At 66.7% G+C, this 25,503-nt stretch carries 22 protein-coding genes and 1 pseudogene; 7 read left to right on the top strand and 16 right to left on the bottom strand.

Annotated features, from left to right (window positions below; genetic code table 11):
• The first annotated feature begins 49 nt into the window (after positions 1 to 49).
• From FAZ98_RS28815 to araH, 5 genes are all read left to right on the top strand, one after another.
• Positions 50 to 979, top strand: a complete 930-nt coding sequence (locus FAZ98_RS28815) for a dihydrodipicolinate synthase family protein (RefSeq protein ID WP_158956714.1) — start codon at positions 50 to 52, stop codon at positions 977 to 979.
• Between the two features lie 20 nt (positions 980 to 999).
• Positions 1,000 to 1,929, top strand: coding sequence for a Gfo/Idh/MocA family protein (locus FAZ98_RS28810; protein WP_158956704.1), 930 nt, complete (start codon positions 1,000 to 1,002; stop codon positions 1,927 to 1,929).
• A 51-nt stretch (positions 1,930 to 1,980) separates the two neighbouring features.
• A complete protein-coding gene (locus tag FAZ98_RS28805; protein WP_158956702.1) occupies positions 1,981 to 2,985 on the top strand; it encodes an arabinose ABC transporter substrate-binding protein in 1,005 nt (334 codons plus the stop codon).
• A gap of 49 nt (positions 2,986 to 3,034) precedes the next feature.
• Positions 3,035 to 4,603: an L-arabinose ABC transporter ATP-binding protein AraG gene (araG, locus tag FAZ98_RS28800; protein WP_233273000.1), complete on the top strand. Its 1,569-nt coding sequence runs from the start codon at positions 3,035 to 3,037 to the stop codon at positions 4,601 to 4,603.
• A 68-nt stretch (positions 4,604 to 4,671) separates the two neighbouring features.
• On the top strand, positions 4,672 to 5,691 hold the full coding sequence (gene araH / locus FAZ98_RS28795) for an L-arabinose ABC transporter permease AraH (RefSeq protein WP_158956700.1): 1,020 nt from the start codon (positions 4,672 to 4,674) through the stop codon (positions 5,689 to 5,691).
• A 52-nt stretch (positions 5,692 to 5,743) separates the two neighbouring features.
• On the opposite strand, the gene FAZ98_RS28790 is transcribed toward araH, so the two are convergent.
• From FAZ98_RS28790 to FAZ98_RS28750, 9 genes and pseudogenes are all read right to left on the bottom strand, one after another.
• Positions 5,744 to 6,112: a DUF1493 family protein gene (locus FAZ98_RS28790; RefSeq protein ID WP_158956698.1), complete on the bottom strand. Its 369-nt coding sequence runs from the start codon at positions 6,110 to 6,112 to the stop codon at positions 5,744 to 5,746.
• Between the two features lie 83 nt (positions 6,113 to 6,195).
• On the bottom strand, positions 6,196 to 6,921 hold the full coding sequence (locus FAZ98_RS28785) for a FadR/GntR family transcriptional regulator (protein ID WP_158956695.1): 726 nt from the start codon (positions 6,919 to 6,921) through the stop codon (positions 6,196 to 6,198).
• A gap of 54 nt (positions 6,922 to 6,975) precedes the next feature.
• Complete coding sequence (locus FAZ98_RS28780) at positions 6,976 to 7,809, bottom strand: ATP-binding cassette domain-containing protein (protein WP_158956692.1); 834 nt, start codon at positions 7,807 to 7,809, stop codon at positions 6,976 to 6,978.
• Complete coding sequence (locus FAZ98_RS28775; protein ID WP_158956690.1) at positions 7,809 to 8,819, bottom strand: ABC transporter permease; 1,011 nt, start codon at positions 8,817 to 8,819, stop codon at positions 7,809 to 7,811. Before FAZ98_RS28775 ends, FAZ98_RS28780 begins: the two co-directional genes overlap by 1 nt.
• A gap of 88 nt (positions 8,820 to 8,907) precedes the next feature.
• The gene (locus tag FAZ98_RS28770; RefSeq protein WP_158956688.1) at positions 8,908 to 10,014 is read right to left on the bottom strand and encodes a sugar ABC transporter substrate-binding protein; all 1,107 of its coding nucleotides are present in this window, start codon (positions 10,012 to 10,014) and stop codon (positions 8,908 to 8,910) included.
• 230 nt (positions 10,015 to 10,244) lie between these two features.
• On the bottom strand, positions 10,245 to 11,390 hold the full coding sequence (yjfF, locus tag FAZ98_RS28765; protein ID WP_158956686.1) for a galactofuranose ABC transporter, permease protein YjfF: 1,146 nt from the start codon (positions 11,388 to 11,390) through the stop codon (positions 10,245 to 10,247).
• A gap of 18 nt (positions 11,391 to 11,408) precedes the next feature.
• Positions 11,409 to 12,481, bottom strand: a pseudogene (locus FAZ98_RS28760) (ABC transporter permease); the annotation flags it as partial.
• Positions 12,478 to 13,992 carry a sugar ABC transporter ATP-binding protein gene (locus tag FAZ98_RS28755; RefSeq protein WP_158956682.1) on the bottom strand — a complete coding sequence of 505 codons (1,515 nt, stop codon included), beginning with the start codon at positions 13,990 to 13,992 and terminating at the stop codon, positions 12,478 to 12,480. The pseudogene FAZ98_RS28760 and the gene FAZ98_RS28755, both read right to left, overlap by 4 nt.
• Before the next feature lie 84 nt (positions 13,993 to 14,076).
• On the bottom strand, positions 14,077 to 15,027 hold the full coding sequence (locus tag FAZ98_RS28750; RefSeq protein ID WP_407672175.1) for an ABC transporter substrate-binding protein: 951 nt from the start codon (positions 15,025 to 15,027) through the stop codon (positions 14,077 to 14,079).
• Between the two features lie 285 nt (positions 15,028 to 15,312).
• Between FAZ98_RS28750 and FAZ98_RS28745 the strand changes: the two genes are divergently transcribed.
• The gene (locus FAZ98_RS28745; protein WP_158956678.1) at positions 15,313 to 17,052 is read left to right on the top strand and encodes an IlvD/Edd family dehydratase; all 1,740 of its coding nucleotides are present in this window, start codon (positions 15,313 to 15,315) and stop codon (positions 17,050 to 17,052) included.
• A gap of 192 nt (positions 17,053 to 17,244) precedes the next feature.
• Positions 17,245 to 18,054 (top strand): peptidoglycan DD-metalloendopeptidase family protein, encoded by an 810-nt coding sequence (locus FAZ98_RS28740; RefSeq protein WP_158956676.1) that lies wholly within the window; start codon positions 17,245 to 17,247, stop codon positions 18,052 to 18,054.
• A 57-nt stretch (positions 18,055 to 18,111) separates the two neighbouring features.
• Here FAZ98_RS28740 and FAZ98_RS28735 read toward each other — a convergent pair whose 3' ends face one another.
• From FAZ98_RS28735 to FAZ98_RS35480, 7 genes are all read right to left on the bottom strand, one after another.
• Complete coding sequence (locus FAZ98_RS28735) at positions 18,112 to 18,597, bottom strand: RidA family protein (protein WP_199272477.1); 486 nt, start codon at positions 18,595 to 18,597, stop codon at positions 18,112 to 18,114.
• A gap of 102 nt (positions 18,598 to 18,699) precedes the next feature.
• Positions 18,700 to 21,561: a winged helix-turn-helix domain-containing protein gene (locus FAZ98_RS28730; RefSeq protein WP_158956674.1), complete on the bottom strand. Its 2,862-nt coding sequence runs from the start codon at positions 21,559 to 21,561 to the stop codon at positions 18,700 to 18,702.
• 261 nt (positions 21,562 to 21,822) lie between these two features.
• Positions 21,823 to 22,278 (bottom strand): CesT family type III secretion system chaperone, encoded by a 456-nt coding sequence (locus tag FAZ98_RS28725; RefSeq protein WP_158956672.1) that lies wholly within the window; start codon positions 22,276 to 22,278, stop codon positions 21,823 to 21,825.
• 103 nt (positions 22,279 to 22,381) lie between these two features.
• Positions 22,382 to 22,603: a hypothetical protein gene (locus tag FAZ98_RS28720; RefSeq protein ID WP_158956670.1), complete on the bottom strand. Its 222-nt coding sequence runs from the start codon at positions 22,601 to 22,603 to the stop codon at positions 22,382 to 22,384.
• A gap of 174 nt (positions 22,604 to 22,777) precedes the next feature.
• On the bottom strand, positions 22,778 to 23,026 hold the full coding sequence (locus FAZ98_RS28715) for a type III secretion protein (RefSeq protein ID WP_158956668.1): 249 nt from the start codon (positions 23,024 to 23,026) through the stop codon (positions 22,778 to 22,780).
• Positions 23,027 to 23,040: 14 nt separating this feature from the next.
• Positions 23,041 to 24,357 carry a secretion protein gene (locus FAZ98_RS28710; protein WP_158956666.1) on the bottom strand — a complete coding sequence of 439 codons (1,317 nt, stop codon included), beginning with the start codon at positions 24,355 to 24,357 and terminating at the stop codon, positions 23,041 to 23,043.
• 115 nt (positions 24,358 to 24,472) lie between these two features.
• The gene (locus FAZ98_RS35480) at positions 24,473 to 25,498 is read right to left on the bottom strand and encodes a hypothetical protein (protein ID WP_199272476.1); all 1,026 of its coding nucleotides are present in this window, start codon (positions 25,496 to 25,498) and stop codon (positions 24,473 to 24,475) included.
• Between the last annotated feature and the right edge of the window lie 5 nt (positions 25,499 to 25,503).

The raw sequence follows: 25,503 nt of genomic DNA, 5'->3' as shown, positions 1-25,503 counted from the left end.
TGAACGATGAAGGCCCGGCCTCCACTCTTTTCGAAGCAGGACTGACGACATGACGACGAGCAGCACGCCCCGCTACCGGGGCATTTTCCCCGTGGTGCCGACCACCTTTACCGAGACCGGCGAACTCGATCTGGCGAGCCAGAAGCGCGCGGTCGATTTCATGATCGACGCGGGCTCGGACGGCCTGTGCATTCTCGCGAACTTCTCCGAGCAGTTCTCGCTCACCGACGACGAACGCGAAGTCATCACGCGCACCGTGCTCGAACACGTGGCGGGCCGCGTGCCCGTGATCGTCACGACCACGCATTACGGCACCCAGGTCGCGGCCGCGCGCAGCCGTCGCGCGCAGGAGCAGGGCGCGGCCATGGTAATGCTGATGCCGCCGTATCACGGCGCGACGTTCCGCGTGCCCGAGCCGAACATCTACGACTTCTACGCGCGCGTCTCGGACGCCATCGACATTCCAATCATGATCCAGGACGCGCCCGCGAGCGGCACGGTGCTGTCCGCCGCGTTCCTCGCCCGCATGGCGCGCGAGATCGAACAGGTCGCGTACTTCAAGATCGAAACGCCGGGCGCGGCCAACAAGCTGCGCGAGCTGATCCGTCTCGCGGGCGCCGCCGCCGAAGGGCCGTGGGACGGCGAAGAAGGCATCACGCTGTTCGCCGATCTCAACGCGGGCGCGACCGGCTCGATGACGGGCGGCGGTTTCCCCGACGGTATCCGCCCGATCATCGAGGCGCACCGCGAAGGCCGCATCGACGAGGCGTTCGCGCTCTACCAGAAGTGGCTGCCGCTCATCAATCACGAGAACCGTCAGGCCGGGTTGCTCGCCTGCAAGTCGCTGATGCAGGAAGGCGGCGTGATCGCGTGCGAGAAGCCGCGTCACCCGCTGCCGGCGATGCACCCCGAGACGCGCGCCGAATTGATCGACATCGCGCGCCGTCTCGATCCGCTCGTGCTGCGCTGGGGCAAGTAAACCATTCCGGGAGACATCGCATGAAAGCGTCCTATACGTTGGGCATCGTCGGCGTGGGCAAGATCGCGCGCGACCAGCATCTGCCGGCCATTGCCGCCAATCCCGGTTTCGAGCTCGTGGCGAGCGCGAGCCGCAACGCGCAAGTCGAGCACGTGCGCAATTACAAGGACATCGGCGCGCTGCTCGCGGCCGAACCGGATCTCGACGCGGTCTCGCTGTGCGCGCCGCCGCAGGTGCGTTACGCGCAGGCGCGCGCCGCGCTCGAAGCGGGCAAGCACGTGATGCTCGAAAAGCCGCCCGGCGCGAGCGTGAGCGAAGTGGAAGCGCTGCGTGAACTGGCGCAGCAACGCGGCCGCACGCTGTTCGCCACGTGGCATTCGCGCTGTGCAAGCGCCGTCGAACCCGCGCGCGCGTGGCTTGCCGATCGCACCCTGCGTGCCGTGCACGTGCGCTGGAAGGAAGACGTGCGGCGCTGGCATCCGGGCCAGGCGTGGATCTGGGAACCGGGCGGCCTGGGCGTGTTCGACCCGGGCATCAACGCGCTCTCCATCGTCACGCGCATCCTGCCGCGCGAAGTGCTGCTGCAAGGCGCGACGCTGCATGTGCCGAGCGATTGCTCGACGCCCATCGCGGCGGAACTCGATTGCGTCGATACGGACGGCGTGCCGGTGCGTGCCGAATTCGACTGGCGTCACGGCCCCGTCGAGCAATGGGAAATCGACGTGGAAACCACCGACGGTCTGCTCTCGATCGCCGAAGGCGGCAAGACGCTGAAGATCGCGGGCGAAGCCGTCACGCTCGAGGCGGAGCGCGAATACGCGGCGCTCTACGAGCGCTTCCACTGGCTTATCGCGCATGGCACCGACGACGTGGACGTGCGCCCGCTGCGCCTCGTGGCGGACGCGTTCCTGCTCGGCCGTCACGTCGAAGTCGAGGCGTTCGGACACTAGACATCGCAACACCCACGCAACACCACAAATCACACCAGAGGAGACAACAGCATGACCAGCAAGATCCGCCGCCTGACCCTTCGCGCCGCGTTCGCGGCGATGTGCGTCGCCCCGCTCGGCATGAACGTGGCGGCGCATGCCGACTCGCCCGTGAAGATCGGCTTTCTCGTGAAGATGCCGGAACAGGCATGGTTCATCAACGAGCAGAAAGCCGCGACGGCGCTCGGCCAGAAGGAGAACTTCTCGGTCGTCAACATCGGCACGCCGGACGGCGAGAAGGTGCTCGCCGCCATCGACAATCTCGGCGCCCAAGGCGCGCAGGGCTTCGTGATCTGCGCGCCCGACGTGCGTCTCGGACCGGCGATCCAGGCGCGCGCGAAACGCTACAACATGAAGTTCGTGACCGTCGACGACCAGCTCGTCGATTCGTCGGGCAAGCCGCTCGGCAACGTGCCGCATCTGGGCATGTCGGCGTTCAAGATCGGCAATCAGGTCGGTCAGGCGATCAGCGACGAAATGAAGAAGCGCGGCTGGAAGCCGGAAGAAGTGGGCGCGCTGCGTATTACGGACTACGAACTGCCTACCGCCAAACTGCGCACCGACGGCGCCACGCAGTCGCTGCTCGCGGGCGGCTTCAAGAAGGAAAACATCTTCGACGCGCCGCAAAAGACCACCGACGACGAAGGCGGCTTCAACGCGGCCTCGCCGGTGCTCGCGCAGCATCCGAACATCAAGAAATGGGTGGTGTTCGCGCTCAACGAGGAAAGCGTGCTGGGCGCCGTGCGCGCGACCGAGCAGTTGCATATTCCTTCGGCCGACGTGATCGGCGTGGGTATCAACGGCGCGGGCGAAGCGTTCGCCGAGTTCCAGAAGAAGCAGCCCACGGGCTTTTACGGCACGATCGCGGTGAGTTCGACGAATCACGGCAAGGACAGCGCCGAGAATCTCGTCGACTGGATCCGCAACGGCAAAGCGCCGCCTGCGGACACGCAGACCACGGGCAAGCTCATGACGCGCGACAACTGGACGGCCGTGCGCAGCGAACTGGGTATCTAAGGATAGCTAACCAGTTCGAAGACCGGTATGGGTAAAAGGCACGGATGCAATGACTGACACCATGACTCACGCGAGCGCGCCCACGCAGGCGAACGCGAACACGAGCGCAAATGCGCAGGCACAACAGGGGAAGCGCGCGTACCTGGAACTCGAGGGCATCACCGTGAGTTTTCCGGGCGTGCGCGCGCTCGATCGTGTCTCGCTCGACGTGCGCGCGGGAGAAGTGCATGGCCTGATGGGCGAGAACGGCGCGGGCAAGTCCACGCTGCTCAAGGTGCTCTCGGGCGTAAATCAGCCGCAGGAAGGCACGCTGCACCTGAACGGCGTGGAGCATCGCTTCACGACCACGAAGGCGGCGCTCGATGCGGGCATCGCGATCATCTATCAGGAATTGCATCTCGTGCCCGAGCTCACGGTGGCGGAAAACCTGATGCTCGGGCAACTGCCCAATCGCCTCGGCGTGCTCGACGAAACCACGCTCGTGCAGCGCGCGATGGACGAGTTGCAGCGCCTCGGCGAACGCATCGACCCGCGCACGCCCGTGAAGAATCTGTCGATCGGCCAGCGTCAGATGATCGAAATCGGCAAGGCGCTGATGCGCGACGCGCGTGTAATCGCTTTCGACGAGCCCACGAGTTCGCTTTCGGCGCGCGAGACCGAGAACCTCTTTCGCATTATCGACGCGCTGCGGGCGGACGGCCGCGCCATCGTCTACGTCACGCATCGCATGGACGAAGTCGACGCGCTGTGCGACCGCGTGACGGTGTTTCGCGACGGCAAGCGCATCGAGACATTCGAGTCGGTCGCCGATCTCGACCGCAACCGGCTCATCGCGGCGATGGTCGGGCGCTCGATCGAAGACGTGTACGGCTATCGTGCGCGTGCAGCGGGCGACGTGTTGCTCGAAGCGAAAGGCCTGCTCGGGCCGGGACTCGCCGAACCGGTGTCGTTCGCGGCGCGGCGCGGCGAGATCGTCGGCTTCTTCGGGCTCGTGGGCGCGGGGCGTTCCGAGTTGATGAAGCTGATTTACGGCGCGACGCGCGCGAGCGCCGGGCACGTGGAACTGAACGGCAAGCGCGTGCAGTTCCGGAGTCCGCGCGATGCCGTGCGCGCGGGCCTCGCGCTGTGCCCCGAAGATCGCAAGCAGGAAGGCATCGTCGCGATCGCCTCGGTGGCCGACAACCTCAATATCAGCGCACGGCGCCATTTCAGCCCCGCGCGTTTTCTGCTGGACGCGAAACGCGAGAAGGCGCTGGCGCACGACTATATCCAGAAGCTCGCGATCAAGACGCGCAATGGCGACACGGCGATCGGCACGCTTTCGGGCGGCAATCAGCAGAAGGTGATCCTGTCGCGCTGGCTGGCGGAGCGTATCGAAGTGTTTCTGATGGACGAGCCCACGCGCGGTATCGACGTGGGCGCTCGCGCCGAAATCTACAACCTGCTCTACGAACTGGCCGAAGCGGGCAAGACCGTGATCATGGTGTCGAGCGATCTCGCCGAGGTGATCGGCGTGGCCGACCGCATCATCGTCATGCGCGAAGGCCGCCTGGCGGGCAGCGTGCAGAAGGCCGACGCCACGCCCGACCAGTTGATCAAGATGGCGCTGCCGCGCTGAGCCCCTTTTATGTTGTGCGGCCGCGCGCGCATGCCGTTGCGCGGCTAACCCGTAACGACGAACCCGAGATGAGTGAAGCCATGCAGCCACAAGGCACGCCTGCCGTGAACGAAGCCACCGCGCCCGCGGGCGCCATGACGCCCCAGCGCGCCCGCGCGTGGGACATGATCAACAAGTCGGGCATCGTGGTGGTGTTCGTGGTGCTGTTCGCGGTGCTTTCTGCGACGGTGCCCGACTTCCTCACGACCCGCAACATTCAGGGCCTGCTGCTCTCGGTCACGCTGATCGGCTCGATTGCCGTGACCATGATGTTCGTGCTCGCGCTCGGCGAGGTCGATCTTTCGGTCGCCTCGATCGTGGCGTTCGCGGGCGTGGTGGCGTCGACCGTCATCACGCAATCGCATAGCGTGCTGCTCGGCATTGGCGCGGGCGTGCTCGCGGGCGGCGCGGTCGGGCTCGTCAACGGCGTGCTGATCGCGCGCTTCAGGATCAACTCGCTGATCGCCACGCTCGCGATGATGGAAGCGGTGCGCGGTCTTGCCTTCCTCACCTCGAACGGCGACGCCGTGATGATCTCGGAAGAGCGCTTCTTCGATCTGGGCGGCGGCTCGTTTCTCGGCATTTCGTTCCCGATCTGGAGCAATATCGTCGGCTTCGTGCTGTTCGGCTTTCTGCTGAAGAAAACCGTGTTCGGCAAGAACGTGCTGGCGGTGGGCGGCAACAGCGAAGCGGCGCGCCTCGCCGGGTTGCCCGTCACGCGCATCAAGATCACGGTGTTCGTGCTGCAAGGGCTGGTGACCGGCTTCGCGGGCGTGATGCTGGCCTCGCGCATGAGCCTCGGCGACCCGAAGACTTCGGTGGGGCTCGAACTGGGCGTGATTTCGGCGTGCGTGCTGGGCGGCGTGTCGCTCACGGGCGGCGTGGCGACCATCTCGGGCGTGCTGGTGGGCGTGCTCATCATGGGCGCCGTGCAGGACGCCATGAGCCTCATGAACGTGCCAACGTTTTATCAGTACCTGATTCGCGGCGGGATCCTGTTGCTGGCCGTGCTGTTCGATCAGTTCCGGCGCAGCAAGCGGGCGGTGTGAGGGTGTTCGCGCGGCCCGACGGAGCGGTGGGGCCGCGCGCTTTTTTTACGTTTCAGTGATTCCAGCGCTGCGCGCGCATGGCGGATTCGAGCGCACCCAAGGTGAGCGGGCGTCCCCCGAGACAGGCGCGCGCGTTGCGGCTGAACGACGCCTTCATCACCATGCCGAAATAGGCGGGCGTAGTGAGTTTTGCCGCGGGATAGTAGGCGTCGAAGTCGAACTCCGACATGTCGATCGAAAACCGTTCCGCCCAGAGCGCAAGGAACCGTGCGATGTCTTCGTGATCCATGTCGAGGTCGCGATAGAGGTCGGCCTGCGGCCGCACGTCGCGCTGACCGACGAGAGCGTCGATGGGCGCTTCGGCGAGGAATGCCTCGAGATGCGTCCATTCGGGCGTTACCACGGGTTCAACACTGGCCATTTCGCTTTCCCCTTCAATGAAAGATCGAAAGCTTAGGATTGCTGGGCACTCGAATCCATGATCTCGCGCAGAATAACCGACGCTCAAGTCTCCAACGCCGCCCCACCCAAAATGGAGTTCGCGTCGGCTTTGGCGTTATCGAGCTGCACCACGCTCGCTTGCCGCGCGGCCAGCGCGTCGCGATGCGCGATCGCCGTGTAAATCGCCTTATGACGCGGCAGCGAAAGCGCATGCGTGTTCGGGTGCCGGCTCGTGAGCTTGATCGACTCGGAAAGCGCGAGCGAGAGCATGTTGCCGATGTACGCGAGCATGTCGTTGTGCGTGGCGCCCATGATCGCGCGGTGGAATTCGAGGTCGGGTTCGAGCAGGGCCTGCGCCGTGGTCGCGTCTTCCATGCGCGCATACGCGGCGCCGATGCGCGCGATGTCTTCGTCGGTGGCGGAAATGGCGGCGAGCGCCGCCGCGGCCGGCTCGATGATCTGCCGCACCGTCATGAGCGAGCGAAAGAACTCACCCTCGGGAATGCTGTTGACGGTCCAGAACAGCACGTCGGGGTCGAGCATGTGCCACTCTTCGCGCGGGCGCACCACGCTGCCCACACGCGGCTTGGACACCACCAGGCCCTTGGCCACGAGCACGCGCGTGGCTTCGCGCAGCACGGGCCGGCTCACGCCATAGGTTTCGCACAGGCTGGGCTCGGGCGGCAGGCGCTGGCCCGGCGCCAGCGTGCCGCCCACGATCTGCATGCCGAGCTCCTGCACGATGCGCGCGTGCATGCTCTTGCGTTTCTCTAGATTGCGGTAATCCATGATGGCCCGGCCGGGTGTCATCCCGGGGAGGGCCTCTCCCGATGATAGGACTGGCTAGGACGCGCTCGTGGCGCGCATCGCCCGATATTCCCGCCGCACGATGTCCATCAGCTCCGCCACCGAAGTATTGGCGCTGCGCTGCTCGTACGTCACGCGGCCACGCTGCATCAACATGATGCGATCCGCGATATCGAGCGTCTGCGCATAGTTGTGCATGATCATGATAATCGATAGCCCGCCCTTTTCCTTCAGCCGCATCACGAGATCGATGATGAGGCCCGCTTCGCGTGCGCCCATCGCGGCCAGCGGCTCGTCGAGCAGAAGGATCTTCGCGTTCGAATGCACGGCGCGCGCCACGGCGATCGCCTGGCGCTGCCCGCCGGAAAGCCGCTCCACGGGCAGATCCACCGAAGGCACGTGCACGCCGATGTCTTCGAGCAACTGCGCCGCGCGCTCGCGCATCTGCTTGTGATCGACGAACAGGCGCAACGGGCCGCCGCGCACGATCTCGCGGTTCAGAAACATGTTGTGGTAGATCGACAGCGAATTCGCCAGCGCGAGATCCTGATAAACGCATTCGATGCCGAGCGCGCGCGCGTGATCGACGGATTTGAGCAGCGTTTCCTCGCCGTCGATGCTGAGCGTGCCGCCCGTCTGCTGATGAAAGCCCGTGAGGATTTTCACGAGCGTGGACTTGCCCGCGCCGTTGTCGCCGAGTATGCCGAGAATTTCGCCGCGCCCGAGCGTGAGCGAGACGCCGTCGAGCGCCGTGACCGCGCCGAAGCGCTTGACCAGCTTGTCGCCGCGCAGCGCGAGCGGCGCGTCGGCGGTGGCCGCGGCCGATACCGGTGCCGCGCCGTCGGGCGTGGAAGCTTGCGATTCGTCCATCAGCGGGCTCCCCGGCGGCGAATGCGCCCCACGTGAATGTTGAAGACCATCGCGGCGAGAATCGCGGCGCCCAGGATGATGTTGAATGTGAAGGCGTTGATGCCGATGAGCGTGAAGCCGTCGTTGAGAATGCCGAGCACGGCCGCGCCGATCAGCCCGCCCACGATCGTGCCCGAGCCGCCCGTGAGCGGGGTGCCGCCGATCACGGCCGCCGCCACCGCGAGGAACATGATCTGGTTGCCGCCCGCCTGCGGGTCGATCGAGGTGATGCGAAAGCCTTCGAGAATGCCGGTCAAACCCGCGAGCACGGCCGCGAGCACGAAATTGCCGAGCCGCAGCCGGTTCACGTGAATACCGGCTTCGCTCGCGCCCAGCGGGTTCGCGCCTGCCGCCTGGGTGTGCAGGCCCCAGCGCGTGTCGCGCAGCAGCACGTGCATGACCACGGCGAGCGCCACGGTCCAGATGATCTCGCTATAGCCCCACGCGCCCATCACGGCGGCGAACTCGGGCGAGCCCGGCGTCGCGGCCGGCGTGCCGCGCGAAAGCGTGAGCGTGATGCCGTTGATGAGAAAGAGCGTGCCGAGCGTGGTGACGAACGAGGGCAGCCGCAGCCACACGGTCACCGCGCCGTTCACGAAGCCGATCACGGCGGCGGCCACGAGTCCCGCGATCACGGCGAGCCACATCGGCGCGCCCGCGTCGTTCGCGAACACCATGATGAACGGCGCGAACGCGAACACCATGCCCGCCGAGAGGTCGATGTCGCCGCCGATCATCAGCATGATCTCGCCGAACGCGATGATCGCCACCGGCGCGATGAACTGCGAAAGATTGACGAGGCTCGCGTTGGTGAGCAGGAAGTCGTGGTTGAGGAACTCGAAGTAGGCGGCGAGCAGCACCGCCACGAGCAGGATGCGCAACTCGGGCGCCCATGCCGAAAGCCATTGCCCGCGCGGGCGCTGGGCCCGCGCGGCAACGTCTGCCTTGCTGGTTTCGTTCACTGTGTTCATGACGCCCGGTTGGTCGCGCGGTCAATCGCGCGGTTAGTCACGCTGGGGATCGCGCCCGGTTGGCGGGCGCGACGAATCGAACGGCCGGTTACGACTTGATCGCGCCTTTCATCGGCACGATCTGCGGCTTGGTGGTCTTGCCTTCGTAACGCGTGGACGTGTTCAGATACGGCTCGACCGTGTCCTTCGTCACGAACTTCAGGCCCGTGTTGATGTTGGCCGGACCCACGAGACCGCCCGAGGCGAGGAACGTGAACGCTTCCACCACCGTGTAAAAGCCCTGCACGTACGGCTGCTGGTCGATGGTGAAGTCGAGGAAGCCTTCGTGGATCAACTGGATGGTTTGCGGCAGCAGGTCGAAGCCGCCGCCGTGCACGCCCTTCGAAGGCAGGTTCGATTCCTTCATGACCTGCGCGACACCCTGCGTGCTGCCGGCATCGACGGCAAACATGCCTTTGAGGTCCTGATGGCCGAGGTAGAACGACTTGATCTTCGAAAGTTCTTCGTTGACGGTCGCGCCCGTGGCCACGGTCTGAATGTCGATTTTCTTGCCCGACTTCTTGATGGCGTCGCTCGCGCCGTCGAGGCGCGGCTGGATGTTGAGCTGTCCCGGCGTGGCGATGAAGAGCGCCACCATGCCGCTGTCGATCAGACTGACGATGCGCTCGCCCATCTGATAGCCCGAGAGATACAGATCCTGGCCGATATAGGCGAGGCGCGGGCTGGTCTTGCCGCGCGGCGCGTCGGCGTTGTAGGCGAAGACCGGAATGCCCGCGTCGAGCGCCGCCTGGATGGGTTTGTCGAACGCAGTGGGATCGACGATGGGCACGGCGATGGCGTCGGCTTTCGCGGCGATCGCGGCGTTCACGGCGCGCACCATTTCGCCCGCGTCGGAAGTGGCCGAGCCGGTCCACTGGTAGTCCATGCCGAGCAGCGAGCAGGCGTCCTGAATGCCGTATTGCGTGGGCACGAAGAACGGATTCGTGGTCACGTGATTCACGAACACGATCTTCCATTTCTTGTGCGCGGGAAATGCCGCTTCGGCGGCTTGCGCCTGCGAAATGAGTCCGCCGCCGCCCACCGCGCCCATCAGCGAGAGCGCGGCGCCGAGGCCCGCGCCCTGCATGAGGCCGCGCCGGCCCGTGTCGATCAAGCTGCCTTTGTTGTCTTTTGCGTCATCCCGATCCTGCGCCATGTCTTCCTCCGGTCTTCTCTTCGTGGTCGATGGGTACGACTTAAATGTCGAAGCGTGTGCAGATGTGCAGATAGTGGACAGTACCGGTGGATGGCGGACGTATGAAAACCTGGCGCCGGAGCGGTACCGCAAAAATCTTAGTGCAGGGCGTTCAGGGCTCCTAATCCATGTATACCCGTAACGAAAACATCGTCATCAAACCTCGATGACAACGAGCTTACTCGCGCCACTTAAGCACCTTTCGCTTCGTGCAGTCCCGGCGGCGGCGCGGCGAGTTTGACTTCGTCGCCGGGCGCCGTTTGCGCACGCGAATGCGCGCGCGGCGCGCCGCGTCCCGTGCCGGTGGACTTGCGCCGCGCGGCGTGGCGCTCGGTCGCGCGCTGCATGAGGCAGAACGCGCAGAGCAGGGCGCCGATCACGATGCGCGTCCACCACGAACTGAGCGTGCCGTCGAACGTGATGAGCGTCTGGATCGTGCCGAGTATGCCCACGCCGAACACCGAGCCGATCACGTAGCCCACGCCGCCCGTGAGCAGCGTGCCGCCGATCACGGTGGCGGCGATCGCGTCGAGTTCCATGCCTTGCGCCTGCAAGCCGTAGCCCGAGAGCACGTAGAGCGTGAACACCACGCCGCCGAGCGCCGAGCAGAACCCCGAGAGCGCATACACGCCGATCTTGGTGCGCGCGACCGGCAAGCCCATCAGCAGCGCGGAACGCTCGTTGCCGCCGATCGCATACACATTGCGGCCGAAACGCGTGAAATGCGCGATCACGATGCCCGCGATCAGCATGGCGATGGCCGTGAGCGAACCCGTGGTGAGCGAGCCGCTGCCCACGGGAATCGTGAATTCGGAGAGCGCGTGAAAGCCCGCGTCGTTGATCTGTATCGATTGCGTGGTGATGAGAAAGCAGGTGCCGCGCGCGAGGAACATGCCCGCGAGCGTGATGATGAACGGTTGCAGGCGGAAGAAGTGGATCAGCGCCCCCATGGCCGCGCCGTAGAGCGCGCCGCACAGCAGCACCAGCGGCACGACCACGAACACGGGCCAGTGCAGCTTCTCGGTGCCCACGGCGCACAGAATGGTGGTGAGCGCGACCACGGCGCCCACCGAGAGATCGATGCCGCCCGAAACGATCACGAACGTCATGCCGATGGCGACGATGAGCAAAAACGCGTTATCCACGAGCAGGCCGAACAGCACCTGCAACGAGAAGAAGCCGCGATACATGACCGAGCCGAAGCCGAACAGCGCGACGAACAGCACGACGGTCACGACGATGGGCAGCACGCGCGGATCGACGAAACGCGCGGCGGGACGCAAGGCGCGCCGCAAGGCCGCGCGTGCGCCGGAAGAGGAAGCCGCAGGATCAGTCATGCTCGATTCCCGTTCACAGGGTGTTGACCCGGAGGTTAAGCCCGCGCGCGGCGAGCGAGCGCGAGGCGTTTCAGTTGCGCGAGCGCGAACGCGCGCGCGGCCGGCGACTGGATCAGGCAGACCAGCAACACGACCACGGCCTTGACGACGAGCGTCGCTTCGGGCGGCACGCCGATCGAATACGTGGTGTAGGTGAGCGTCTGGATGATGAGCGCGCCGAGCACCGTGCCCGCGAGACTGAAGCGCCCGCCCAGCAGCGAGGTGCCGCCGAGCGTCACGGCGAGGATCGCGTCGAGTTCGAGCAGCAGACCCGCGTTGTTGCCGTCGGCGCTGCGCACGTTCGAGCTGATCAGGATGCCCGCGATCGCGGCGGTCACGCCGCAAAACACGTAGGCGCCGAACACCACCGCTTGCGACGACAAACCGGCGAGCCGCGCGGCCACCGGATTCACGCCGATCGAGCGGATGAACAAACCGAGCGCGGTGCGATTGACGATGAGCGCGGTGAGCAGCGTCACGGCCAGCGCGATCCACACGGCGCACGGCACGAGCGCCAGATAGCCGCCGCCCGCGAACAGATAGCCGGTTGCGCCGATGGGGATGATCTGCCCGCCCGTGAGCAGTTGCGCGACGCCGCGCCCGGCCACCATCAGGATGAGCGTGGCGATGATCGGCTGCATGCCCACGAAGGCCACCAGCAAGCCGTTCCACGCGCCCGCGAGCAGACCCACGGCGAGTGCCGCGCCGAACGCGAGACCCACGCGCGAGGGATCGTCGGCGAGCACCGTGGCGGCCGCCGCGCCCGCGATCGCCACCACGGCGCCCACGGAGATGTCGATGCCGCGCGTGGCGATCACGAGCGTCATGCCGAGCGAGACCACCACGAGCGGCGCGGCGCGCATCAGGATGTCGATGGGCGCGCCGAACAGGTGACCGCCGAGCAGCGTGATCGACAGAAAATTGGCGCGATGCGCGACGTCCACGGCGAACAGCACGATCAGCGTGAGCGCGGGCCACACGAGCGGATGTTTGATGACGAGCGCGAGCCACCGGGGCAAGGCCGGCAGCGCGGGACGGTTCGATCGATTCATCGGCGATCTCCGGCGATGAGGTCATAGACTTCGTGCTCGCTGCGCGCCGCGCCCGAGAGTTCGGCGACCTTGCGGCGGTCGCGCAGCACGGCGATGCGGTCGCTCACGCGTACCACCTCGCTGATCTCGGAAGAGATGAACAGGATACCGAGGCCTTTCGCGCAGAGCGCGCGCACGCGGTCCATGATCTCGAACTTCGCGGCCACGTCGATACCGCGCGTGGGTTCGTCGAGTATCAGCAGGCGCGGTTCGGTGGCGAGCCAGCGCGCGAGCAGCACCTTTTGCTGATTGCCGCCGGAGAGCAGGCCGATGGGTTGTTCGGCGTCGCGCGCCTTGATGCCGAGTTGTTCGATGTAGGCATTGGCGAGTTCGCGCTGCTTCGCGCGCCGGATCATGCGCCACCAGCCGCGTTGCGCCTGTAGCGCGAGCACGATGTTCTCGCGGATCGACAGCTCCGCGACGATGCCTTCCTTCTTGCGGTCCTCGGGACAATACGCCATGCCGTGGCGTACCGCGTCGCGCGGCGAGGCGAGCTTCACGGTTTTGCCGTTGATGCGCATGGCCCCCGCGTCGGCGCGGTCGGCGCCGAACAGGAGGCGCGCCGTTTCCGTGCGGCCCGAGCCGAGCAGACCGGCGAGGCCGAGAATCTGGCCCGGCCGCACGTCGAGATCGAGCGGGGCGAGCACGCCGCGGCGCGCGACGCCGTGTGCGCTCAAAAACGGTTCGGCGTCCGAAATGTTTGTATTCGTCTGCACGTCGTCCTGTTGCGCGAGCCGCTCGCTCGCGTTCAGGCCGACCATCTTCGCGACCAGCGTCTGCACGGGCAACTCGGCGGCGAGATATTCGCCCTCGCGTTCGCCGTTGCGCATCACGGTGATGCGGTCGGAGATCGCGTAGGTTTGCTCCAGAAAATGCGTGACGAACAGAATGGCGATACCCGACGCCTTGAGCTTGCGCAGCACCTCGAACAGGCGCGCGACCTCGCCTTCGTCGAGGCTCGAGGTGGGTTCGTCGAGAATGAGAATGCGCGCATCGACAGAAACGGCGCGCGCAATCGCCACCATTTGCTGCATTGCAATCGGGTAGGTGTCGAGCGACTGCGTGACGTCCAGCGCGAGATTGAGCTGCGCGAGCGCGGCTTCGGCGCGCCGGTGAATCGTCTTCCAGTCGATCAAACCGCGCTTGCGCGGCTGGCGGCCCGCGAAGATATTCTCGGCCACCGAGAGATTCGGGCAGAGATTGACTTCCTGATAAAGCGTCTGGATACCGGCGGCTTCGGCGTCCTGCGGCGTGGAAAAGTGCACCGCAGCGCCCGCGAGGCGAATCTCGCCGGCCTCGGGCGCATGCACGCCGGTGAGCACGTTGATGAGCGTCGACTTGCCCGCGCCGTTCTGACCCATCAGCGTGTGCACCTCGCCGGGGAACAGACGAAAATCGACCCGGTCGAGCGCGCGCACGCCGGGAAAGGTTCGGGACAGCCCGACAGTTTCGAGTAAGGGAGCAGCGCTCATGAGCAACCGTGAAAGTGGCGCGCCGCCCGCAGGCTCCTGTCGATCAGGAATGCGAAACAGCGCGCGGGCGGAAGCGAATCGAACTCAGTACTTGCGCGAGGGCAGCGTTTGCGCCGCCACGTCCATCGGGAACACGGTTTCGTTGGTCACGATGCGCTTGGGCAGCTGTTTGCCCGCGACCACGTCCTTCACGGCACTCATGAGCTGCGGCCCGAGCAGCGGGCTGCATTCCACGTCGACATTCATCTTGCCCGCGATCATCGCCTCGAAGCCGCCCTTGGTGGCGTCGAACGACACCACGCTCACGTCCTTGCCGGGCTTCATGCCTGCTTCCTCCATGGCCTGGATCGCGCCGAGCGCCATGTCGTCGTTATGCGCGTAGACCACGTTGATCTTGTTGCCATACGTCTTGGCGAACGCTTCCATCACCTGCTTGCCGCCCGCGAGCGTGAAGTCGCCGCTTTGCGACGCGATGATCTTGAACTTCGGATCGTTCTTGATCACTTCCATCAGACCGCCGTGGCGGTCGTTGGCGGGCGCGGAGCCCACGGTGCCTTGCAGCTCGACGATATTGATGGGGCCCGGATTGTTCTTGTAGTGCGCTTCGAGCCATTTGCCCGCGCGACGGCCTTCTTCCATGAAGTCGGAGCCGATCATCGTCACGTAGAGCGACTGATCTTTCACGTCGATGTTGCGGTCCGTGAGAATCACGGGAATCTTCGCGCGCTTCGCTTCTTGGAGCACCGGTTCCCAGCCCGATTCCACCACGGGCGAGAACGCGATCACGTCCACTTTTTGCGCGATATACGAGCGGATCGCCTTGATCTGGTTTTCCTGTTTCTGCTGCGCGTCCGAGAACTTGAGGTTGATGCCGGCGTCCTTGGCGGCCGCCTTCACAGACACGGTGTTGGCCGTGCGCCAGGCGCTTTCGGCGCCCACCTGCGCGAAGCCCAGCGTGATCTGTTTATCGTCGGCGTGGGCGACGCCCGCGGCCAGGGAAAAAGCGGCCGCCGCGGCGACGAATCCGCTTACCATGCGAGTTGCCAGTTTCATGCGTGTCTCCGATGTCGCTATGCGCGTTGTATTTCTGTCATTCACGGCGCTGATCTCGCGTCCATCACGGCTGGACAGTAGCACGGGAAATCGCGCCATCCATGGGTTCGCACCGCGCCTCTCAGCACGCGGCGAACCTCTGCTTGCCTGGTTCAATAGCCAAACTATATGCAAGCGAAAGCGGGGTCGCGATTAGCGTTTTCCCGATCATTCGCGTGTTAATAGTCATGCTATTTATTAATCTTTCTCACTAAGTGGGCATACGCCATGAACACCCGCAAGAGGCTTCGCTCGGCTGCGTGGTTCGGCACCGCGGACAAGAACGGCTTCATGTACCGGAGCTGGATGAAGAACCAGGGCATTCCCGATCACGAGTTCGACGGCAAACCGATCATCGGCATCTGTAATACGTGGTCGGAACTCACGCCGTGCAACGCGCATTTCCGCAAGATCGCGGAACACGTGAAGCGGGGCGTGTTCGAGGCCGGGGGCTTTCCGGTCGAATTCCCCGTGTTTTCCAATGGCGAATCGAATCTGCGGCCCACGGCGATGTTCACGCGCAATCTGGCTTCCATGGATGTTGAGGAATCCATACGAGGCAATCCCGTGGATGCGGTCGTGCTGCTCGTGGGCTGCGACAAGACCACGCCCGCCTTGCTGATGGGCGCGGCAAGCTGCGACGTGCCCGCGATCGTCGTGACGGGCGGCCCGATGCTCAACGGCAAGCACGAAGGCCGCGACATTGGCTCGGGCACGGTGGTGTGGCAACTGAGCGAACAGGTGAAGGCGGGCAAGATCTCGATACACGAATTCATGTCCGCGGAAGCGGGCATGTCGCGCTCGGCGGGCACCTGCAACACCATGGGCACCGCCTCGACCATGGCGTGCATGGCCGAGTCGCTCGGCGTTTCGTTGCCGCACAACGCGGCCATTCCCGCCGTGGATGCACGCCGCTACGTGCTCGCGCACATGTCGGGCATGCGCATCGTGCAGATGGCGCTCGAGGATCTCAAGCTCTCGAAGATCCTCACGCGCGCGGCGTTCGAAAACGCCATCCGCACCAATGCGGCCATCGGCGGTTCGACCAATGCGGCGATCCATTTGAAAGCGATCGCGGGCCGTATCGGCGTGAAGCTCGAACTCGACGACTGGACGCGCATCGGGCGCGGCACGCCCACACTAGTCGACCTGCAACCGTCGGGGCGTTTCCTCATGGAGGAGTTCTATTACGCGGGCGGTTTGCCGGCGGTGCTGCGGCGCCTGGGCGAAGCGAACCTGCTGCCGCATCCGGACGCGCTCACCGTCAACGGCAAGACGCTCTGGGAGAACGTGCGCGAGGCGCCCATTCACAACGCCGAGGTGATTCGCCCGCTCGACACGCCGCTCGTGGCCGACGGCGGCTTGTGCGTGCTGCGCGGCAATCTCGCGCCCAACGGCGCGGTGCTGAAGCCGTCCGCGGCCACGCAAACGTTGCTCAAGCATCGTGGCCGCGCCGTGGTGTTCGAAAATTTCGACGACTACAAGGCGCGCATCGGCGACCCCGATCTGGACGTGAGCGCCGACTCGGTGCTCGTGATGAAGAACTGCGGACCGAAGGGTTATCCGGGCATGGCCGAGGTCGGCAATATGGGTTTGCCGCCCAAGCTGTTGCGCGAAGGCGTGACCGACATGGTGCGCATTTCCGACGCGCGCATGAGCGGCACGGCGTACGGCACAGTGGTGCTGCACGTGGCGCCCGAAGCGCGCGCGGGCGGCCCGCTCGCGATCGTGCGTGACGGCGACTGGATCGAACTCGATTGCGAACGCGGCACGTTGCATCTGGAGATCGGCGACGACGAGATGCGCGCGCGGCTCGACGCATGGAAGGCCGCGCAACAGGCGAATCCCGCCGATCAAAGCGGTTATCGCAAGCTCTACGTCGAGCACGTGCTGCAAGCGGACGAAGGCTGCGATTTCGACTTTCTCGTGGGCTGTCGCGGTGCCGACGTACCGAGTCACTCGCACTGATTTTCGACGTATTCCTACGGGTATTCTCGCGAAGGCTGGCTCTGGGTTTCGCGCTCGGCGTGGGCGTGTGTCAAGCATTGTCAGGAAGCGAGTCAGGCGGTCAACGCGCGACTATGGTCTGCGTTAAGCGGGTTTTGCCGGCCGGAAGGCCGGCGATTCCTCTTGACTCATTCTGGATCGCGGAGATTCGCCATGACACGACGATGCCTGCCTCGGGGCCAGAGCGGCCTCGGCTTCCCGGGCTTTTTGGTTGCCGCCGCGCTCGCGGCGCTGCTCGCCAGCGGTTGCGCCACCGACAATTCCTTCAACCTGCCGACCTACCAGGCGCACGCGTGCGTGAGCGCGTCGGCCGGGTACTACTGCGTGCAACCCGGCGACTCGCTCGCCAGCGTCGCGGGTGCGTTCGGCCGGCGCGAGGCGGACCTCGCGCAGTGGAACGGCATGACGACCTCGGAGCCCTTGCTTGCTGGCCAGATGCTGCGCGTGGGGCCGCTTGCGGGCAACGGCTCGAAAGCGGCAAGCGCAGTGGCCGGTTCGAAGAATGCGACGATCGAAACGAAAACCGCGGCGAACGCAAAGGCCAACGCCGACCCATCGAAACGCTTCATCTGGCCCGTGAGCGGCACGGTGGTGCGCGAGTTCGACACGCACGGTGCGCGCGGCATCGAAATCGAAGCGCGCGCGGGCACGCCGGTCAAGGCCGTGGCGGCCGGCCGCGTGGTCTACGCGGGCGACAAGATCAAGGATTACGGCCTGATGGTGATCGTCAAGCACGACGATCATTTCGTGACGGCTTACGGCAACAACCGCCGCCTGCTGGTTGCGGAAGGCGCGACGGTCGCGCGCGGCGCGCCGCTCGCCGAAATGGGTGTGCACGGCAAAGACCCGGACGACAAGGGCGAAGGGCGGCTTCAGTTCGAGATGCGCGAAAACGGCCAGGCAGTGGACCCGCTCGCGTATCTGCCCGCCGATTCGGGACCACTTACGCCGTGGGTGAATTGATTCGATATCCGAATCAATCCCGACGCCGACGCCGATGCCGATGCCGATGCCGACTTTCTACGTGGCCCCAAGCCGGAACGTGAAGTCGATTTCCACCGCCGCGCCCTTCGGCAACTGCACGACGCCGACCGAGGTGCGCGTGTGCACGCCCACCTCGCCGAGCACGGCGAAGAGCAGGTCGGACGCGCCATCGGCAACTTCGCTTTGCTGCGTGAAATCGGCGGCGCTGCGCACGTAGACAGTGATGCGCGGCACCGCGGCGATCACGTCGAGCGTGCCGCAGCGCTGCAACACGAGCGAGAGCGCGCGCAGCGTGGAGATCGCGGCGGCGCGGCGCGCGTCGTCCACGGAAAGCTCCGCGCCAACGACGCCCGTGAAGCGCACCACGTCGCCCACGCGGGGAATCTGGCCGGAGATCCAGGCGAGGTCGCCGTCGATCACGATGGGCGCGTAGTGCCCGCCGATCTGGATCGCGGCGTCCGGGTCGTAGCCGAACTCGGCGGCGATGGCGCGCAGGGTGTGGTCACGGGTCGGGTGGGTCACGGGCGGGTCCGTAAAGAAGAAGGAAATGTGCTGGAAAGTGTAGCCGATGCAGCGACCGATGCCGCGCGAGATCTCACGCCCCAGCAATCGCAAACGCGCGCGTCACGGCCCGGTGTTGTTGCGCGCGTCGCGCGCGATGCCTTGCCGCAGCGCCTCGTCGTGGGCGCGGCCGAGTGCTTCGTCCACATCCTGTTTGGGCAGCCCCGCGCAATGACGCAAGCGTGCCTCCACGCGCAGCGCGTTTGGCATGAGCCAGCGCCGGCCCGCGCTGTCGAGCCCCGCCACCATGCGTTCATAAAGGCGCAGCAGCGCGTTCGCGCCCAGCTCGCGCACGGCGATCGCCGAGAAACGTTCCAGTACGAGCAGGTCGACGAGCGTCGCGTGCGCGTGTTCGAGATTGCGCAGCGCGCAGTCGATCAGCGTTTTCGCGGCGGCGCCCGAGCCCGATGCCTCGGAGACCGCTTGTGTCCACAGATAGAAGCTGCGGCCCAGCGCTTCCCACGCGGCGAAGCGGTTTTCCTTCGCGACGGTCATGAGCACGCGCGATTGCTGCGTGAGGCGCGCATGATTGTCTTCCACCAGCGAGAGCACGCAACCGAGTGCCGCCGCCGCGCAGCGCGCGAACGGATCGGACTGGCGTCGCGCGCTCGTCATGGCCTCGCGCAACACCGGATGCGATTGCGGCCGCGCGCCCGTGAGCCACAACGAAATCGCGAGTGCGTTGTGCGCGATCGACGTAATGTAGTGCGCGCCGTGCGAGGCGTCGCCGTAACTCAGCAGGTCGTGGCCCGGCGCGTCGCGCGAGGCGGGCGCGAGCATGGCGATGGCGTCCTTGTGACGGCCTTCGAGCGTCATGAGTGCGCCGCGCATCAGCGTGAATCCGGGGTGCGTGGACGCGCCTTCGCATTCGCGCGCGATACGTTCGCGTACGGGCGCGAGCAGGTCGGGGCGTTCGTCGCCGAAACCCGACAGCAGTGTGCGCTGCAACAGCACGGAGAGCGCGAGCAGGCGCGTGTCGTCGTCGGCGCACGCGGTCGCGAGATCGTAGACGCGCCACCAGTCCGCCGCCGCTTCCGTGGAGGTTTGCGAGGGGCGTTCGTACTGGCGCGTTTGCGCCAACGCCAGCGCGAGATGCATGTGATCGCGCACGCGCAGCACCGTACGCGCATGCGCGTGATCGAGCAGGCGCTGGATCCACCAGGCCTGCTCGCCGAACAGGCCGGCTTCGCGCCACGCGCGCGGCGAAGCTTGCAGGAGCCGTGCCGCGAGATCGAGCCGGCCGGTTTCGAACGACCAGGCGAGCGCGCGCCGCAACTGACCGACCAGCGGCGCCTCGCCATCGCGCGCGGCGAGCCGCACGCACAGCCATTCGGCGTGCAGCAGCGCGGCGCTCGCGTAATCGTCGTGCGCGGAACGCGCGGCGCACTGCGCGAGCGCGAAGTCGCGCACGGCGTCGTGCAGATCGAACGCGAGCCCGGCGCTTGCGGGTGCGGCGTGATGAGCGGCGTCATGAGCGCGCAGCGTTTCTTGCGTTTCGATGACGAGACCCGCCTGCACGGCCGCCTCGAACGCTTCGAAGTCCAAACGAATTTCCGAGGCCGTCATGCGTGCCTGAATCCACGCGGCCGCCACCGGTTGCGCATACAGGCTCAGGTAGCGCACGGCCGCCTGCGCGTTCGCGTCGAGCGCGTCGTAGGCGAACGCGATCACGGCGCGCACGGCTTCGGCCGGACGTAACGCGGCGTCGGGCGCGCCGTTGCGGCGCAACAGCATGGCGCGGAACTGCGCGGACCAGTCGGCGAGCGCGGCCGCAAGCGTCACGCCGCTGCGCACGCGCGCCACGATCTGCGCGGCGGCGAGTTGCGTGGCGAGCGGATTGCCTGACAGCGCGCGGCCGATCGCTTCCGTCTGCGCGAAAGCGGGCGCGTGGCTGTCGCCGAACGCATGGGTATCGGCATACGTGTGTCCCGACGCCTGCGGCGGTTCCGGCGCGCGCAATTGCAGTGCGAACACCTTGCCGGCATCCGATGGCGCGGACGTATCGGCGAACGCGTCGCCGTGATACGAAGCGAAGCGCAAAGGCGCGAGCGGCAGCAGGTATTCGCCGGTCGCGAACAGCGGCGCCTCCGCGCACACGATGAAGTGCGCGCGCGTGCCCGCGAGCAGGGTTTCGATCACGCCGGCCAGTTCGGGCGCGACGGCGTCGGCATTGTCGATGGCGATGAGCGCGGGCGTATGCGCGAACGTTTCCACGGCATGTGCGAGGTCGGCGCGCTGCGTGAGTTGCGCGGCGAGCGTTTGCGCGACGCGGCCGGGCAGAATCAGGCCGCCCAGATCGACGCGGTACACGTGCTCGCCGAACCGCGAGGCCGTGCGCGGCAACGCCTCGCGCGCGAGCCGCGTCTTGCCCGCGCCGCGCGCGCCGAGCAAGGTGACGATGCGGTGCTGCTGCACGCGCATGAGCAGTTCGGACAGTTCGGCGTCGCGGCCGATCAGCGGCAACAGGCGGGCTGCGGCGCTTTCGCCCCGTTCGCCGCTCGTACCGCTTCGCTCGTTTGTCTCGACGCTTCTAACGCCGCTTCTATCGCTCAGGCCGTTCGCACGCTCCGCGAAATGCGTGAGGTGCGTGATACCCGTGACATTCGCGAGCGCGGCGGGGGAAGACGGTGCGGCGGGCGGCGGTTCGGCGGGCGCGGCGAGCGCGTCCGCGACTTCGGTTTGCAGCCCGAATCCGTCGCGAATCTCGTACCACTCGGTGGCGAGCCGGTAACCGCGGCGCGGCACCGTTTCGATCAGGTCGCGGTCGTCGCCCAGCACGCGCCGCAGTTGCGAGACGAGCGCCTGCGCCGTGGTCGCTTCCATCGCGGGCAGCGCGCCGTGGTCGCGCAACAGGTCGCCGACGGGCACGATCTTGCCGTGCGCGTCGATGAGCGCGATCAGCACGCCGATCGCCCGGTCGCTCACGGCTGCAAGTTGTCCTTCGATATATAGCGCGCGTTGCGCGTGGTCGACCGCAAAGCGGGCGAATCGCGTGATCCGTTGCGCGTTCCCTGGCATCGTTGTTCGTTCTTTCATGCAGCTGTGTGGCACGTTCGCTGGCGAGAGCGCCATGACTATCGCATATTGGAAGCGAACATGTTTCGAAACCGTGCGCGCCGGGCACGGCCTCGTGGAAGGTCATCAAAATGTCATGCGCAGTGGCGCTGGCGGGCTTGCGGGCGGGGCTTACGCGCGCAGCCAGACGAACTCGCCCGCCGCGATGCCTTCGAAGCGCTCGTCGCTGGCTTCGATGATGTTTTGCCGCCAGTAGCGGCCGTGGTCCGCATAGTGGGACAGCATGTCGGCGAGCGCTTCGCCGTCGAGGTCGTCGGCGAACGACACGCGCACGATCAGCACGACGCCGCCCGTGTCGCTGTCCATGCCCAGTTGCGCCTGGTCCTGCGCGTAGATCAGCAGGTTCGCCTCGAGCATCAGGCGGAATACGGTGAGCGCGCGGCCCGCGGTGACGGCGCCGTACTGGAAGGTGACGTAGAGCGCGGTTTCGTCGGTGTCGAAGTGGTCGAGACGCACGTCGAAGCCTTCGACCTCGATCGAGCGCGTGTCCAGCACATGATCGGCGTCGGGCAGGCCGACCGCGGCGCACAGTTCGCCGACCAGCGCGGCATAGAGGTCCGAACTCATTGGCACCGCCAAAAAAATGCGCGCCAGCCGCGAAGCGGCCGGCGCATGCCAGAGGGCAATTACATGCGGTTGCGGAGCAGGTTTGCCGCCGCAACGACGCCGGTTACGACGCCTTGGCCGCGTCCTTCAGACCCGACGCGCCGCTCTTGAGCGCTTCGCCGGCGGCCTGCTTGACGCTGGCTTGCGCCTGAGCCTGTGCGATCTCCAGGCTTTGTTGTGCCTGAGCGGCGATCTGGCCCGTGATGGCGTCGGTGCTGATGCCGCTGCTTGCCGCACCGCCGCCGCTGGCTGCAACGTTGCCCGTCGTCGAGGAAATGTCACCCATGGTGTGCTCCAGTTCAGTTGAGAAAGAATGGCGGTTCGCTGCTGGCCGCTCGCCCGGCCGGCCGCTGAACCTCGCCTTGCAGACCGCGGCGGAGCGAGGCTGCCCGCGCCGTGGTTTTCCGCGCCACGAAAGCGCGAAATGGGATGAAGCCGGTCCGGCGCGCAAAGCGCGCGCTCAGTTCGGCTGCGTCGGATCCTGCTCGCGCAGTTGCGCGATCACGCGGCTCGCGGCCAGCAAGCCCTGATAAATCTTCGCGCGATTGCTGCGGTCGAGATCGGTTCCACCCTGGGCGTCGCCCACCGCCTGCGCGCTCTCCTTGAGCGCGCGCTCCAGCGCCACGAGACGCTCGAACGCGGCGGGATCGGCGAGCAGCGCCTGGAGGTTGTTGAAGTCGTCGGCGTGACGTTCGATCGCTTGGTACATGCGGTTTCTCCGGTTCAATGCGGCAGGGGCACGAAGGCGTCCTGGCTCGGCGGGGGCGGCGGCGCGGCTTGCGCGCCGGCGGCGTTCGTTGCTGCGTTCGTCGCTGCGTTCATTGCTGCGTTCGTCGCTGCGTTCGTTGCGGGTGCTGCGTCGTTCATGGCGTTCGTCGATGTCGATGTCGCTGTTTCTGCCGATGTCGATGCCACCGCCGACGCCGTGTTCTGACCGGCATTGGCCACCGGCGCGGACGCCGCTTCGGCATCGCTCGCCGCATCCGGTGCGACGTAGATATGCTTCACGCCATCGGGCGTTTGCGCGTACTGCACGTCGCCCGACGACACGAGCGCGATATACGTGCCTTTGGCCGTGGCCGGCGCGCTCGGCTTCACCTCGGTCAGCGCCACGCGGATCGTCTTCACGCGCTTGCCGAAGTCGCCGCGCACGCGGGCGAGCGCCGCCTCCACGCGCGGCCGGTCGGCCACCGCGCCCGAGAGCGTGTACACGCCATTGCCGTCGTAGCTCACCTTCACGCCGTCCATGCCGAGCGCGTCGCTGATACCGTGCGCGGTTTCGTCGGCAATGCCGTAGCGCGGCGCGACGACGCCGGGCTTCATGCGCTCGAACAGCTGGCGCGCGATGTAGTCCTCGCTCGCCGAGCGCACCATGCCGGTGGCGATCACGCGCGGCGCGCCGTCGCCGTTGGCAACACCGTCGGGCACCGCGTGCAGTTCGCTCAGGTGCGCCTGCGCCAACTCGCGATTCAGGCGCTGGCCGAGCAGGACGTCGGCGGGCGCGAGCGCGGCGCGGCTCACATTGGTCGTGAGCGCGAACGCGATACCGCCCGCCGCGACGCTCACGGCCACGCACGCGGCCGCGATGCCCGCATAGCGGCGGCGCCTCGCACGCTGCGCGCCGCGTTGCGCGTCTTCGGCTTCGCGCTGCGCTTGCACCGGCGCGTTGAGCAGCGTCGAGAGCAGCGCGAGATCGCTCGGCCATTCGGCGTCGGCCCAGCCGATGCACAACACCGTGTCGTCGAACTGCATCGGCACGAAGTCGATCATCCAGGTCTTGCACGGGTCCAGCGTGGGCGGCGCGGCGCTGGCCGTGGCCTCCGCGCCTTGCGCGTCGTCAGCCGCTGGCGCGAGCGGCTCGGCTTCGAGCCGTTCGCTGCACACCGCGCCGCTCTCGTCCATCGTGAGCCGCGCGTCGGCGCCGCGCCAGTCGGTGAGCTGGATGTCGGCATCGTCGTCGGTGCCGATCCTGTACGTGCCCGGCGTGAGGACCACTTGCGCGCCGGCGTGATGGCCCGTGAGGATGCGTAGCAGTTTCATGGCGGATCGTGTTGCGCGTGGCGCTCACTTTCGATGCTTTCACTGTAGCGAGCGTAATTGGGCCCAACTGGCGGCGACGCGAAGCGGGCAGCGGGCACGCGAAGCGTACGTTTCATCACGCATCGCGTGCGCGCGTGCGCAGATCGAGCGCGGCCAGCGTGCTGTCCGTGCGCGCGGCGGCGCTTTCGCGCAGCGGCCGCGTCATCATCAGCAGATGCAGACCCGCGAGCAAATGGAAGCGGCCGAGGCGATCGGTCGAGTCGGCGCGCGCCGGTGCGGGTGCGGTCGTTCGGGATTGCGCGGCAGCGTTTCGTTGTGCCGATAATTCGGCGAGGCGCGCGAACATCGCCTCGGCCGGCATCGCGAGTGCGCCGTGCGCGAGCCGCGTGGCGAGCGCGTCGCGCGCGAGATGCAGCAAGGCGGTGTCGAGGCTCGCTTGCGGTTGCGCGGCGAGTTGCGCGCGCAGATTCAGCAGCGCGTCGCAGCAGGCATCGGCGAAAGCATGGGCGTCGTGGCCCGCGTGCGCCGGCAGGTGCGAGCCGGGTTGCGCGGCATTCGTGGCCTGGGTGACTTGCATGGCTTGCGTGACGTGGGCGGCACGCGTTGCCGGGGAAGCGACCGTCGCTACGCCGGGCGTCGGTACGCCACGCGTCTGCTCCGCGAAGCGCGCCACGCCGTCGCGGCGGTCGCGCCCGTCGCGTTGGCCGCGGCCCTGGCCTTGCCGCTGCTGGCCGTCCTGTCCGCCATGACCGCCGCTGCCGCCTTGTCCGCCGCGCCCGCCGTCGCGCGTCACGCGCTGGCCGTGCGTGCGCGGCTGCATGCCGCGCAGCAAGGTGGCCTGCATGCGGATGGGGCGCAGCGCCTGCGCGGTGGTCTTGCGCGGCGCGGCGAACTTGCCGCGTTTCGCGGCCTGCTGCTTGCGCGCCTGCGCGAGCTTCGCGCGTAGTTTGTTCGCGCGGGCCTTGTTGGCCAGCAGTTTCGCGTGCGCCTGGTGCGCGTGCGCGAAAGTCGTTTGCCCGCGATACAGCGAAGCCTGGTGGTCGGCGTGCTTCGTGTCCTGCGCGCGGTCCTCGCGGGTGCGCTCGGTCTGCGCGAGCGCTTCGGTGCGCGCGGCGGCCGCGGCGTTGCCCACGCCGCTCACAGGCG

The sequence above is a fragment of the Paraburkholderia acidisoli genome (assembly GCF_009789675.1).
In the GTDB taxonomy this organism is placed as follows: domain Bacteria; phylum Pseudomonadota; class Gammaproteobacteria; order Burkholderiales; family Burkholderiaceae; genus Paraburkholderia; species Paraburkholderia acidisoli.
Note: the sequence above shows the minus strand (reverse complement) of the source record. Positions and strands in the feature narration are given on the sequence as shown.